This window comes from Pseudomonas sp. B12(2026), from assembly GCF_057767015.1.
The window spans coordinates 2,913,857-2,927,662 of record NZ_CM173430.1 but is presented as its reverse complement, the minus strand read 5'-3'; the positions used below and the strand labels follow the sequence as shown (position 1 = coordinate 2,927,662).

The following is a 13,806-nucleotide window of genomic DNA, read 5'->3' as shown; positions in this document are numbered from 1 at the left end:
CTCACGCGCCCCGCGGGGCGTTGAGGATCAGCCCGAACAGCCGCTCGCAGCTCGCACTGCCGGGCAGTTCGGCGATGGCGGCGTCGATCTCGTCGCGCAGCGCCGGGCTCAGTGAGATGCCGGCCAACAGGTCGAACTTGGCGCGGAACTCCTCGCGGCTCATGGCGGTTTCCGGGTCACCCTTGGCCTGGGTCACCAGGCTTGCGAAACGGCTGCCGTCCTTGAGCAAGACCGAGACGCGGGAAAGGATTTCCTCGGGGAAGCGCGCGGACAGCTCGTCGCTCTCGACGATTTCCACCCGCTCGCTGACGGCGAGGATATCGGCGGCATGCACCGCCTCGCCGGTGACCTCCAGCGGCCCCAGCTGCCCGCGCACCGCCAGCGCCGCCAGCGGGAAGGCCAGCGCGTACTGCGCCTCGTCGGCATTGGCCGGGCGATGGCCCTGCAGGCGCACCGACTCGTGGAAGGTCTCGACGCGAATCTGCTCGATGTTCTCGCCACGAATGGATGGATGCCCGGCCATCAGCGCGGTCAACGCGGTGAGCGCCGGCTGCGCCCAGCGGCACACCGGCCAGGGCTTGAAGTACTGCGCGTCGATTTCCCAGCGCGCGCCGAGGTCATGCCAGTGCTCGGCGACGCCCGGGAACTCGATGGTTTCCGCCGGCGCGCCGGTAACGCCGGCCTCGGCCAACAGCAAGGCGTTCAGGCCCGCATGGGCCCCGGCGCCGTGGGCGTCGCGCAGCATCGACGGGTGATCCACCAGGCGCATCATCGGGCAGCGCGGGCCGAAGTATTCGGCGATGCCCAGGGCGTGGCGCAACTGCTGTTCATCGAAGCCCAGCAGGCGCGCGCCGCCGCACACCACGCCGATGCCGGAGAACGCGCCGGAGGCATGGTATTCGTGGGCGCTGGCCATGAGCGCGGCGCCCGCGCGCAGGGCGGTTTCATAGCCGATGGTCAGCGCCGTCAGCAGTTCCGCCCCGCTGATGGCGCGGCCCCGCTGGCGGCAGGCATCGGCCAGGGCGAGCAGCGCCGGCACCACGGTGGCCCCGGCGTGGCCCTTGGAGGTGAAGTGGCCTTCGTGGGCGTCCAGGCTGTCGACGCAGAAGCCGCCGGCCCAGGCGGCGCCCAGCGGGTGCACCGGGCGGCCGTCGAACAGCAGGCGGCTGGACAGCACGCCGGCCGGATAGTGGTTCAGCGCGTAGCGTCTGAGCGCCTGGCTGGTGGCGTTGTCCCGCGCGCCGGCGGCGACGCCGAGGATGTCCAGCAGGCAGGTCTGCATCAGCTCGCGGGTGCGCGCCGGGGCCTGCTCGAAGCGAAACTCGCGGACGAACGAATACAGCGACATCGGGGTACTCCACAGGCGAAGAGGATTTGTTCGGCGGGAGAAACGAAGGCGTCACTGCCTGGCGGCGTCACGCGAGGCCTGCAGCCAGGCGTCCCACTGCTGGCGGTGGGCGGCGATCCACTCGTCCGCGTGACGGCGAACGTCGGCCGGCTTGTTCTCGCCGTTCTGCATCCGCAGGTTCTGCTGGCTCTCGTCGTCCGCCTTGATCTGCAGCTGCGAGAGGAACTTCAGCGCCACCGGGTTCTTCTGCGCGAACTCCTTGTTCAGCAGCGCCTCCACCTTGTCGATGGCGAAGCCCAGGTTCTTGCCCTGGTAGGTGGTGTTCACCTCGTTGTTGCCGTCGGGCAGGTCGGTCTTCGGCACTTCCAGCCAGACCACGTCGCGGCCTTCCACCAGCACGCCGGCGATCCACTGCGGCACCCAGGTGAAGTAGAGGATCGGCTGGCCCTGCTTGTAGCGGGTGATGGTGTCGGCCATCAGCGCGAAGTAGGAGCCCTGGTTGACGTTGACCGAGCCGTCCAGGTCGTACGCCTTCATGTGGTGGGAGATCACCAGCTCGCAGCCCCAGCCGGGGTTGCAGCCGGTCAGGTTGGCCTTGCCGTCGCCGTCGGTGTCGAACAGCTTGGCGAGCTCGGGCTTCTTCAGGTCGGTGATGTACTTGATGTGGTACTGGTCGGCGGTCTTCTTGTCGATCAGGTAGCCCTGCAGCACGCCGGGGATCACGTCGCCGGCCTTCACCAGGGTGTTGGGGCCGTCGACCTTCTGGTAGAAGGCGTCGTGCAGCTTGTCCCAGAAGTGCACGGTGAAGTCCGCGTCGCCGTAGGACAGCGCCACCATCATCGCCGCGTACTCGGTCTCCTTCGGCTCCTGCACGTCGTAGCCCAGCTCGCGCAGGCCGGCCATGGCCAATTCGCCACGGAAGCGCTCCTCGGCGATCGGCGGGAAGATCGGCGTAACCTTCACGCCCTCCCCCGGCTTCTCCGGCGAGGCGGCCAGCACGTACAGCGACAACAGGCTCAGGGACAGCACCGAAGCACAGCGCAGAACCTTGTTCTTGATCGTCTCGAATTGCATCGTTGCGTACCTCTTGTTCTTTTCTTTGTGGGGGCGGCAGGGTGAGGAAGAACAGCGGAATCAGAGCGCCTTGCGCGGCACCGGCTGGCTGCTGAACAGGCGCAGCACGAGGCCCACGGGGCCGCTGTGGTACCAGCGGCGGCTGGGGTCGGAGCGGGTGCGCTCGCCCATGGCCTGGGTCAGGCGGTCGAGGAAGATCGCCAGCAGCACCAGGCCGACGCCGCCGACGGTGGCCAGGCCCATGTCCAGCCGACCGATACCGCGCAGGACCATCTGGCCGAGGCCGCCGACGGAGATCATCGAGGCGATCACCACCATCGACAGCGAGAGCATCAGCGTCTGGTTGACCCCGGCCATGATGGTCGAGGTGGCCAGCGGCAGCTGCACGCGCATCAGCATCTGCCGCGGGGTACAGCCGAAGGCGCGGGCGGCTTCGATCTTGTCCTCGGGCACCTGGCGGATACCCAGGTTGGTCAGGCGCACCAGCGGCGGCACGGCGAAGACGATGGTGACCAGCACGCCGGGCACGTTGCCGATGCCGAACAGCATCACCACCGGCACCAGGTAGACGAACGCCGGCAGGGTCTGCATGGCGTCCAGCAGCGGGCGCACCACGCGCTCGACGCGGTCGCTGCGGGCACAGAGGATGCCCAGCGGGATGCCGATCAACGCGCAGAAGAACACCGAGGTGAGCACCAGCGACAGGGTGGTCATGGATTCCGACCACACGCCGATCAGCCCCAGCAGGGTCAGGGTGACGGCGCACATCAGGCCCATGCGCGGGCCGGCGAGCTGCCAGCCGAACAGCGCGGCAAGGACGATGGCGATGGTCGGCGGCACGCTCTGCAGGACGTGCTCGGAGCCGTTGAGCACCTGGTCGATGGGCCAGCGGATGGCATGGAAGACGTCGCGGAAATTGCGCACCAGGTAGTTCAGGCTGGTTTCGACCCACTCACCCAGCGGGATGATCGCGCTCTGGAAGGGATCGAGGAAACTGGACTCGGACATGCTTGCGTACCTTTTCAAGCGGGGGACGCCCAGGGGCGGACGTCGGGGACTGCGAAGACGGAGCGCGGCGCTCAGTGACGGCTCAGGGTCTGCAGCAACTGGTTCTTCGAGATGGTGCCCTTGAGCGCACCACTGCGATCCAGCACCGGCACCGGGTACGGCAGCTCGGCGACGATATCGAGCACGTCGTGCAGCGGCGTGTCGGTGTACACCGGATGTTCCTCGTGGCGGGTGCAGGGCCCGGCGGCTAGGTCGGCGAAGCCGGCGTCCGCCGACATCACGCCCATGAACTGGTCGCGCTCGTTGATCAGGTAGCTGAAAGGCACGCCGACCTTGGGCTGCGGCCCCTTGCCGTTGACCCGGCAGAGCACCTCCGCATCGAGCTTCGCCACATCGCCGGCCTTGAGCACGCGGGAGCTGTCGAAGCCACGGAAGAAGGTCTCGACGTATTCGTTGGCAGGGTTGTTGAGCAGCTCCTGCGGGGTGCCGATCTGCACCACCCGGCCGCCTTCCATGATCGCGATGCGGTGGCCGATGCGGATGGCTTCCTCGATGTCGTGGGAGATGAAGATGATGGTGCGCTGCTGCTCGGCCTGCAGGCGCATCAGTTCGCCCTGCATCTCGTGGCGGATCAGCGGGTCGAGGGCGGAGAAGGCTTCGTCCATCAGCAGGATGGTGGGGTCGTTGGCCAGGGCGCGGGCCAGGCCGACACGCTGCTGCATGCCGCCGGAGAGCTGGTGCGGGTAGCTGTGCTCGTGGCCCGCCAGGCCTACCTGGGCGAGCGCCTCGCCGGCGCGGCAGTGGCGTTCCTTCTCCCCTACCCCGGCAATCTCCAGGCCGAAGGCGACGTTCTCCAGCACGCTCATGTGCGGCATCAGGGCGAAGGACTGGAAGACCATGCCCATCTCCTTGCGGCGCACGTCGAGCAGGGCCTTGTCCGACAGCCCGGTGATCTCCCGGCCATTGAGGTGGATGCTGCCGGAGGTGGGCTCGATCAGCCGGTTGAACAGGCGGACCATGGTGGACTTGCCGGAGCCGGACAGGCCCATGATGACGAAGATTTCGCCGCGGCGGACCGAGAAGCTGGCGTCGAACACGCCGACCACGTGGCCGGTCTTGCGGAAGATCTCGTCTTTGTCAGCGCCCTTGCGCAGCATCTCCATCGCCTCGTCCGGGCGCGGCCCGAAGACCTTGAAGATGTTGCTCACCGAAAGGATATCGTCGGTCTGGCTCATACTTTCCTCACCTTGTGCTTATTCTTGTGTTCAAGGTCATGCTGCCGCCGGCCCCATGGCCTCGTAGCATTCGGTACGCCGGAAGAAGATCGCTGGCGCGCCTTGCGAACGTGCCGGCCTTCCGGTTTGCAGAAGCTCCTGCAAGGCTTTCCGGCGGCCCTCTTGGGTGGCTCGCCGTAGGTCAAAATTAGGGTTCCCGGGGTTGAGCGTCCAACGACATTTGCTCGCTCAAAACCATAACTGCATGTTATCGATCCAGGTCGGCGCCTTCTGCCACGGGGCTCGGCGGCGCCCCCTCGCGGGCCGGGCGCGCCAGGCAGACGGCGGCCAGCAACACCATCAGGCCGCCGCCGAGCATGCCGGGCGTCAGCCGCTCGCCCATCAGCCACACCGCGATCGCCACCGCCACCAGCGGCTCCACCGTGGACAGCGTGGCCGCCGTCGAAGGCCCCACCGCCGGTGAGCCGGCGAGGAACGCCGCCACCGGGATCAGCGTGGCGAACAGCGCCAACCCCAGCGTTGCCAGCCAGGCCTGGGCGGTCGCCGGGAAACGCGCGTCCTGGAACAGCGCCGCGACCGCGAAGGTCGCCGCGCAACCCAGCAGCACCACGGCCGCCGAGGCCAGCGGGTGTTCATGACGGATGCACCGGGTGCCGTAGATGATCGCCGAGCCATAGGCCATCGCCGCGAACAATGCCCACAGCGCGCCCACCGACAGGCCCGCCAGGCTCAGGCCGGTCGCCAGCGTCACGCCGCCCAGCGCCAGTAGCAGCGCGATCAGTTTCAAGGCGCCGGCGCGCTCGCCCAGCCAGGTGATCGACACCAGGGTGACGAGCGCCGGGAAGCTGTACACGAGGATCACCGCCAGGCTCACCGAGGTGGCCCGGCAGGCGCTGTAGTAGCCCAGCGCGGCGAGGCCGTAGCCCACGCCGAGGATCAGGTTCTGCTTGACCAGCCGCGCGCTGGGCCAGCCGATGCGCCGCCGATTGAGGAACATCAGCAGCAGCGCGGCGGCGATGGCGAAACGGGCCAGCAGCAGGCCCACCGGATTGGCGCCGCCGGCATAGGCGAAACTGGCGAACAGCGGTTGCAGGCCGTAGCAGAACGCGGCCAGCAGGACGAGGAAGAAGCCTTGGGAATGGGGGTTGGCAAGGCGAAAACGGCTGAGGCGCATGACCGGCTCCGGGCAGTGGAAGGGGTTTCGAGCAGCCACAAAAAACCCGCTTCACCAGGAGGGTGAAGCGGGGTCGTCTACCGCGGCAGGACCGGCTCAGTCGCCGAGGCGGCGGGCCATGCGCTCGCAGTACCAGTCGACGAACTGGCAGACGCCGTTCTCGGCGATGGAGGAATACGGACCCGGTTCGTAGGCCGGTGAGTTCACGCCCATCTGCGCCCCTTCCACCAGGCGGCGGTCCTGGTCGTTGGTGGCGATCCACACGCGGGTCAGGCGCTCCAGGTCGTAGTCGATGCCTTCCTGGGCATCCTTGGGCACCAGCCACCGGGTGGTCACCAGGGTCTCGTTGGGGCCCTGCGGCAGCACGCGGAAGCTCAGGGCGTGGTCGCCGAGGAAGTGGTTCCAGGTGGACGGATAGTTGAAGTACAGCAGCGCGCCGATGTTCGGCTCGCCGCTGCGGTCCAGCCGGCGCGACACCGCCGGCTTGCCGTCCATGGTGTAGCTCACGGCGTTGGCCGACAGCGGGATGCGCGTCATGCGGTACTGGCCGTCCTCGTCCATCACCAGGCGGCTGGGCAGGCCGGCGGCCTCGCAGCGGTCCCAGTGGGCGGTCAGCTCCGGATCGTCCTCGCCACCCACGCCGGCCACCGAGAGGTTCTCGACGAAGGAGTTGAGCAGCTCCGGGTGGGTGCCGTCGCAGTGGTAGCACTCGCGGTTGTTCTCGAACACCAGTTTCCAGTTGCCGCGCTCGATGAGGTTGGACTCGAAGGCGACCTTGCAGTCTTCCAGGTTGTGCGGGCCGATGAAGGGCGACACGGCATCGCGGAAGCGCGTGAAGTCCGGCGCGGTCTCGGCCACGCAGACGTAGATGTAGGTGTTCACCACCTCGCAATGGGCGAGCTTCAAGCCGTACTCGGCGGGGTTGAATTCCGGGCCCATGTTGCCGGCGAAGAGCAGCTTGCCGTCGAGGTCGAACACCCATTTGTGGTACGGGCAGACCAGCTTGGCGACCTTGCCGCTGTTCTCGGTGCAGACCTTGGAGCCCCGGTGCCGGCAGGCGTTGTGGAAGGCGCGGACCTGGCCGTCGGCGCCACGCACGATGGCGATCGGATAGTCGCCGATCTGCAGGGTCAGGTACTGGCCGGGCTTCTCCAGCTCGAAGGTGTGGCCGGCGAAGATCCACTCCTTGTGCCACAGCTGTTCCAGGTCCTGGCGGTACACCTCGGGGTCGCTGTAGACGGCGCGGGGCAGCGCGTGGCGCGCCTTGCGTTGGCGAATCAGGTCGAGCACTGCAGCTTTCTTATCCATTGTCATGGGCACTCCGGAACAGGCACGGGACGGAACGATGAGTGCGGGATTCGACGAGGTGGCGGAGGCTTTCTGTGGAAGAGCGCTTGGGCTACTCTCACCCGGAACGAGGCGCCGCCCGGCCCGTCGTGATCACGGCATGCGGGCAGTCTAGGACGGGGTCAGGCGCGGAAGAACCGACATTTTATCCAAGGTCTTGATTACCTGAAGTTATGGTCAAACACACCGAACCGGATCAGACGCTGATCAAGATGCCCTCGCTGCGCGCCGTGAAATCCTTCGTCGCCGCCGCCAAGTACCAGAACTTCACCCGCGCCGCCGAGGCGCTGTGCGTCACCCAGGCGGCGATCAGCCGGCAGATCCGCGAGCTGGAAACCTACCTGGGCGCCGACCTGTTCAAGCGCGTGGGCCGCGCGGTGGAACTCACCCCCGCCGGCTCGATCTTCTTCGACGCGGTGCAGTTGTCGTTCGTCAACATCTCCCAGGCCGCCGAGCGCATCCGCAACAACAAGGTGTCCAAGCGCATCGTCACCCTGTGCTGCTCGCCGGCGTTCTCCGCGCTATGGCTGTCGCACCGCCTGCCGAGCTTCTTCGATGCCAACCCGGATGTCGAATTGAACCTGGTCACCACGCAGAACTTCCTGTCCATGGAACCGGGCGTGCGGCCGGACATCTTCATCACCAAGATGAGCAAGGTCCGCGAGGGCTACCACAGCCATCCTTTGATGCACGACGTCATCTACCCGGTGTGCACGCCGCAGTACCTCGCGCAGCACCCGGAGATCGCCAGCCTGGACGGCCTGCGCGAAGCCACGCTGCTCAACCTCAGCCCCTACGGGCGCTCACAGGTGGCCGAGCACGTGGACTGGAGCGTGTGGATGGCCTTCCACGACATCGACATCGACAGCGGCTCCGGCAAGCGCCCGCACTTCTTCAACGCCAACGACTACAACCTGCTGGTGCAGATGGTCCTGAGCCACCAGGGCGTGGCGCTGGGCTGGAACCATCTGGTGAACCACCTGGTGACCAACGGTTCGCTGGTGCGTCCGGTCGAGCAGGAGCTGGTGCTGCACGACACCCACCACTACCTGGCCTTCAACGAGGACAAGGAAGACGACGACGCCTGCTGCCGCCTGCGCGACTGGATCAAGGCGCAGTTCTGATCCGGCGCGGGCCCGTCAGCGGCCCGCGCCCTCCCCTCACTTGACCGAGCGCACGCAGCCGTAGCGCACTTCCTTGGACGGCGCATGGCCGAAGAACGAGGTGTAGCAGCGGCTGAAATGGCTGGGTGAAACGAAGCCGCAGGCCACGGCCACCTCGACCTGGGAAAGGTCCGAGTGCTGCAGCAGGCGCCGGCTCTCGGTGATGCGCAGCTCCAGGTAGTAGCGGATCGGCGAGGTGCCCAGCTGCTCCTGGAACAGCCGCTCCAGCTGGCGCTTGGAGCGACCGACGCACTGCGACAGCTGCTCGGTGCTCAGCGGTTCCTCGATGTTCGCGCTCATCAGGGTGAGCACGTCGCGCAGCGGCTGGGTCATCTTCTCGTGCAGCGCGGGGCGGGTCCGCCGGTAGCGCGACTCCTCGAACGCCAGGATGTCGACGATGGCGTCCATCAGCTCGCGGCCGTGCAACTGGTGAATCCACTCCAGCACCAGGTTGAAGGCGCCGCTGGGACTGCCGGCGGTGAGGCGGTTGCGGTCGAGGATATAGCTCTCGGCGGTGACCACGCTGTCCCGGGCAACCTCCGCCAGGGCGGCGCGGTTCTCCGGATGCACCGCGCACTTGTGGCCATCCAGCAGCCCCGCCTTGCCAAGGAACCAGGCGCCGTTCCACAGGCCCGCCAGGGCGATGCCGCGCTCGTCGGCCTGATGCAGCAGGCGGCTGAGCGCGGGCAGGTCCTTGAGCGGCGTACGCAGGCCGCCGCAGACCACCAGCAGGTCCATGTCCAGGTGCTTGCTTTCCAGGGCGGCGGCCGGGCAGATCACCAGCCCGAGGTCGCTGGTGACCGACTCGCCATCGAGGCTGAAGGTGCGGGTCGAGAAGGTCCCTTCGCGGATCAGGTTCGCGGTGACCAGGGTGTCCAGCGCCTGGGTGAAGGCCGGCAGGGAGAAGTGTTCCAGGAGCACGAAACCCACTTTCCGCTGGCGCTGCGGATCGGCCTTGCGGTCACCGACGAAGCGCAGATTCCTGCCCTGCATGGATTCGCTGAACTGTCTTCTTTCCACCGTGTTCCACCTCTTCGATTTCTTGTTGGCAGATGTCGCTGCGCGGCCCCGCCGCCCGTGCCATCACGTAGCCCGGAGCCGCGCCCGCCTCTTGTCGCAGCAAATTATACGAGCGCGGCGAAGCTCGGCTACCGGCCGCGCCGCGCGAGCGAGCGCGCATTGGGCGCGCGCAATGGAAAACGGCCCAGCAGCCTCGGCGAAGGACGCCGATGGCGCATCGCGTCATTGCCGCGGCAAACAGCGAAGCGGGCAGTGGAATCGCCTCAGGCTTGCGGCGCCATCCAGTGAATTCAATGCCTGCGACGGCATTTTCGCAGAGCCGGGCGGCCGGGCCCGCGGGCGCCTTCCACGGCCCGAAGCCCCCCGTAAGCGTATGAATTGATCCCAGAAAATGTAATTAGACGGTCCGTCGGAGCCGCTCCTATAGTCGTCACACCAACGGCGGCAACACCGCCACCCCTGAAACCTGCGTTCCAGACGGCCCGGCCGTATCGACAGTCTCCGCTGACCGCAAGTGTCGGCAGCCCAAAACAAGAGTTCTCGCGTGAGGTTTCGACCTCGCGCAAGGGATAGCTATTGGCCGAAAAAAGTAACAACAGGTCCCTGCGATGATGAAGATCACTTATCTGCCCGCCGACGATACGAGTTGCGGCTGGTACCACCTGAGCCCGGCAAGACAAGCCAGGCCACGGCACTCCGGCCACGCCGCCGCGCGCTGGGTCATCGTCGGCGCCGGCTTCACCGGCCTTGCCGCCGCGCGGCAACTGGCGCTGCACTATCCCGATGAAGAGATCATCCTGGTCGAAGCGCAGGAAGTCGGTTTCGGAACCTCCGGACGCAACGCCGGCTTCGCCATCGACCTGCCCCACGACATCGGCGCCGACGACTATATCGGCGACATCGACACCGCCAGGACCAGCCTGAAACTCAACCTGATGGGCCAGGACCTGCTCAAGGAGCAGGTGCGCCAGCATGGCATCGACTGCCAGATGAAGGCCTGCGGCAAGTACCAGGCCGCCGTCGAGAACCGCGGCATCGCCGTGCTCGACGCCTACCGGCGCGGCCTCGACAAGCTCGGCCAGGACTACCGTATGATCGAGGAGCAGGACCTGCCCTCGCACATCGGCACCCACTTCTACCGCAAGGCGCTGTTCACCCCGGGCACCGTGCTGATCCAGCCGGCGGCACTGGTGAAGGGCCTGGCCGACGCGCTGCCGGCCAACGTCACGCTGTATGAGAACACCCCGATCACCGAGGTCGACTACGGCGCGCAGGTCGTGCTGCGGCACGCCCGGGGCAGCATCAGCGCACAGCGGCTGATCCTCACCAACAACGCCTTCGGCATGAGCTTCGGTTTCCTCAAGGGGCGCATGCTGCCGGTGTTCACCTACGCCAGCCTGACACGAGCGCTGAACGAGGAAGAACAGGCGCGCCTGGGCGGCAAACCCTACTGGGGCGTGATCCCGGCCGACCCCTTCGGCACCACGGTGCGGCGCACGCCGGACAACCGCCTGCTGATCCGCAACAGCTTCAGCTTCAACCCCGACGGCCGCAGCAACCCGCGCTACCTGAGCCGCATCGCCGGCCGCCACCGCGAGTCCTTCGCCAGCCGCTTCCCGATGCTTCCCGGCGTGGATTTCGAGTTCACCTGGGGCGGATCGCTCGCGCTGTCGCGCAACCACCTGGGCTACTTCGGCCAGCTGGCGCCGAACGTCTTCGGCGCGCTGTGCTGCAACGGCCTGGGCGTCACCCGCGGCACGGTCACCGGAAAGCTGCTGGCGGACTGGCTGGCCGGGCAGAAGAGCGAGCTGATCGACTACCTGCTCGCCTCCCCCGGCCCCAACGCCAACCCGCCCGAACCCTTCCTCTCGGCGGGCGTGAACATGAACCTGAGCTGGGGCCAGTACCGCGCCGGCCGGGAAAGCTGAAAACCGATTCGAACGCTCGCGTCGCGGGCGGGGCACGCCCACGGCAACCATTCCCACCCATGGAGAAATCACAGTGAAGTTTGAAGGTATCTACACCCCGGCCATCACCCCCCTGAAGGATGACGGCGCGATCGACACCCAGGCCTTCGCCGACGTACTGGAAGGCCTCATCGAGGCCAAGGTCCACGGCATCATCATCGGCGGCTCCACCGGCGAGTACTACGCCCACACCGCCCAGGAGCGCCTGGACCTGGCCGCCAGGGCGAAGGCGGTGATCAATGGCCGCCTGCCGCTGATCGTCGGCACCGGCGCCATCCGCACCGAGGACTCGCTGGCCTACGCCCGCGCCGCCAGGGAGATCAAGGCCGACGCCCTGCTGGTCGGCTCGCCGCCCTACGCCCTGCCGACCCAGCAGGAGATCGCCGAGCACGTCATGGCGGTGGACGATGCCGCCGGCCTGCCGATCATGCTCTACAACTATCCCGGCCGCATGGGCGTGGAAATGGGCGAGGAATTCTTCGCCGCCATCGCCGCGCGCAAGAACATCTGCGCCATCAAGGAAAGCTCCGGCAACACCGGCCAGTTGCACCGCCTGGCCTGCCGCCACCCGAACATCCAGCTGTCCTGCGGCTGGGACGACCAGGCCCTGGAGTTCTTCGCCTGGGGCGCGCGCAGCTGGGTCTGCGCCGGCTCCAACTTCATCCCCCGCGAACACATCGCGCTCTATGAAGCGTGCGTGGTCGAGGGCGACTTCGCCAAGGGCCGCAGGATCATGGCCGCGATGATGCCGCTGATGGACTTCCTCGAAAGCGGCAAGTTCGTCCAGTCCATCAAGTACGGCTGCGAGCTGAACGGCTTGCGCAGCGGCGGCGTGCGCGCCCCGCTCAAGGGCATGACCGAGGCGGAAAAGGCCGAGCTGAAGGAAGTCGTCGCCGTGCTCAAGCGCAGCGTCGCCCAGATCACCCAGGCATAAGAGAAAGGGGTAAGAAAAATGGCAGACCTGCTTACCAGGGCCGAGTACGCGGCCATCGCCGCCGCGCTGCAGTTCCCCACCCGCGCCTTCATCAACGGGCGCTTCCAGGACGCAGTCTCGGGCAAGACCTTCGCCACCACCAACCCGGCCACCGGCGCGCTGCTGGCGAACATCGCCGCATGCGCCGCCGAGGACGTCGACCTGGCCGTGGCCAGTGCCCGCGAAGCCTTCGACCAGGGCGTGTGGAGCAAGCGCTCGCCCGCCGAGCGCAAGTCGGTGCTGCTGCGCTTTGCGCAGTTGCTGGAAGACCACGCCCACGAACTGGCCGTGATGGAGAGCCTCGACAGCGGCAAGCCGGTGCGCGAGTGCCAGACCATCGACGTGCCCGAGACCGTCAACACCCTGCGCTGGCACGCCGAGCTGATCGACAAGATCTACGACGCCACCGCCCCGGTGGGCAACGCTGCGGTGACCATGGTGGTGCGCGAACCCATCGGCGTGGTCGGCCTGGTGCTGCCGTGGAACTTCCCGCTGCTGATGCTGGCCTGGAAGATCGGTCCGTCGCTGGCCGCCGGCTGTTCCATCGTGGTCAAGCCGGCCAAGGAAACCACCCTCACCGCCCTGCGCGTCGCCGAACTTGCGCACCAGGCCGGCGTGCCGGCGGGCGTGTTCAACGTGGTGCCCGGCGGCGGCAAGGACGCCGGCGAGCCCATCGGCCGCCACCCGGACGTGGCCATGGTCAGCTTCACCGGCTCCACCGAAACCGGCCGGCTGTTCCTCAAGTACGCCGCCGAGTCCAACCTCAAGCGCGTGGTGCTGGAGTGCGGCGGCAAGAACCCGGCCGTGGTGATGAACGACATCGAGGACCTCGACCAGGTCGCCCGGCACGTGGTCAACGGCGCGTTCTGGAACATGGGCGAGAACTGCTCGGCGTCCTCGCGGCTGATCGTCCACGCGGACATCCGCGACGCCCTGCTCGAACGCATCGGCGTGCACCTGCGCGACTGGAAACTGGGCGACCCGATGGACCCGGAAAACCGTCTCGGCGCCATGGTCAGCAAGGTGCATTTCGAGAAAGTGCGCGCCTACCTGGAGCACGCCCAGGGCGAGAAGCTCTCCTTCGTCTACGGCGGCGAGACCGACCAGGGCGTGTTCATCCGCCCCACCGTGGTCAACGACGTTTCCCCGCAGAGCAGGCTGTTCCGCGAGGAAATCTTCGGCCCGGTGCTGTCGGTCACGCCCTTCACCGGGATCGACGAAGCCATCCGCCTGGCCAACGACACCGTCTACGGCCTCGCCGCCTCGGCCTACACCGGCAGCCTGCGCAACGCCCTGCGCCTGTCGCGGGAAATCCGCGCCGGCATCGTCACGGTGAACTGCTTCGGCGAAGGCGACGCCTCAACCCCGTTCGGCGGCTACAACGAGTCGGGCTTCGGCGGTCGCGACAAGTCCGCCTGGGCGCACGACCAGTACACGGAACTCAAGACCATCTGGATCGACGCGTCGTAACCGGCAATCCCTCCCTTCGTTCACCTG

General features: G+C 67.2%; 11 protein-coding genes. 4 read left to right on the top strand and 7 right to left on the bottom strand.

Features of this window, described 5'->3' with window-relative positions:
- Position 1: 1 nt before the first annotated feature.
- The 6 genes from AC3B6A_RS13575 to AC3B6A_RS13550 all read right to left on the bottom strand — a co-directional run bounded on the left by AC3B6A_RS13575 (position 2) and on the right by AC3B6A_RS13550 (position 7,147).
- Positions 2-1,348 carry an MmgE/PrpD family protein gene (locus AC3B6A_RS13575; protein WP_488403435.1) on the bottom strand — a complete coding sequence of 449 codons (1,347 nt, stop codon included), beginning with the start codon at positions 1,346-1,348 and terminating at the stop codon, positions 2-4.
- Positions 1,349-1,399: 51 nt separating this feature from the next.
- A complete protein-coding gene (gene proX, locus AC3B6A_RS13570; RefSeq protein ID WP_488403434.1) occupies positions 1,400-2,422 on the bottom strand; it encodes a glycine betaine/L-proline ABC transporter substrate-binding protein ProX in 1,023 nt (340 codons plus the stop codon).
- Positions 2,423-2,482: 60 nt separating this feature from the next.
- On the bottom strand, positions 2,483-3,430 hold the full coding sequence (gene proW, locus AC3B6A_RS13565; protein WP_488403432.1) for a glycine betaine/L-proline ABC transporter permease ProW: 948 nt from the start codon (positions 3,428-3,430) through the stop codon (positions 2,483-2,485).
- A 71-nt stretch (positions 3,431-3,501) separates the two neighbouring features.
- Positions 3,502-4,665, bottom strand: a complete 1,164-nt coding sequence (locus tag AC3B6A_RS13560; protein WP_488403430.1) for a quaternary amine ABC transporter ATP-binding protein — start codon at positions 4,663-4,665, stop codon at positions 3,502-3,504.
- Between the two features lie 247 nt (positions 4,666-4,912).
- Positions 4,913-5,839 (bottom strand): DMT family transporter, encoded by a 927-nt coding sequence (locus tag AC3B6A_RS13555; RefSeq protein ID WP_488403428.1) that lies wholly within the window; start codon positions 5,837-5,839, stop codon positions 4,913-4,915.
- Positions 5,840-5,935: 96 nt separating this feature from the next.
- Entirely contained in the window at positions 5,936-7,147 is a 1,212-nt protein-coding gene (locus tag AC3B6A_RS13550; RefSeq protein WP_488403427.1) for an aromatic ring-hydroxylating oxygenase subunit alpha, read from the bottom strand.
- A 212-nt stretch (positions 7,148-7,359) separates the two neighbouring features.
- Here AC3B6A_RS13550 and AC3B6A_RS13545 point away from each other — a divergent pair, with 212 nt between their 5' ends.
- Positions 7,360-8,310 (top strand): LysR substrate-binding domain-containing protein, encoded by a 951-nt coding sequence (locus AC3B6A_RS13545; protein WP_488403425.1) that lies wholly within the window; start codon positions 7,360-7,362, stop codon positions 8,308-8,310.
- 36 nt (positions 8,311-8,346) lie between these two features.
- Here the strand turns inward: AC3B6A_RS13545 and souR are convergent, their stop codons facing one another.
- Positions 8,347-9,369: a transcriptional regulator SouR gene (gene souR / locus AC3B6A_RS13540; protein ID WP_488403423.1), complete on the bottom strand. Its 1,023-nt coding sequence runs from the start codon at positions 9,367-9,369 to the stop codon at positions 8,347-8,349.
- A gap of 608 nt (positions 9,370-9,977) precedes the next feature.
- Between souR and AC3B6A_RS13535 the strand changes: the two genes are divergently transcribed.
- The 3 genes from AC3B6A_RS13535 (at position 9,978) to AC3B6A_RS13525 (ending at position 13,779) form a co-directional block, all read left to right on the top strand.
- Complete coding sequence (locus tag AC3B6A_RS13535; RefSeq protein ID WP_488403421.1) at positions 9,978-11,297, top strand: NAD(P)/FAD-dependent oxidoreductase; 1,320 nt, start codon at positions 9,978-9,980, stop codon at positions 11,295-11,297.
- A 73-nt stretch (positions 11,298-11,370) separates the two neighbouring features.
- Positions 11,371-12,270, top strand: coding sequence for a dihydrodipicolinate synthase family protein (locus AC3B6A_RS13530; RefSeq protein ID WP_488403420.1), 900 nt, complete (start codon positions 11,371-11,373; stop codon positions 12,268-12,270).
- A gap of 18 nt (positions 12,271-12,288) precedes the next feature.
- Complete coding sequence (locus tag AC3B6A_RS13525) at positions 12,289-13,779, top strand: aldehyde dehydrogenase (protein WP_488403418.1); 1,491 nt, start codon at positions 12,289-12,291, stop codon at positions 13,777-13,779.
- Positions 13,780-13,806 lie beyond the last annotated feature (27 nt).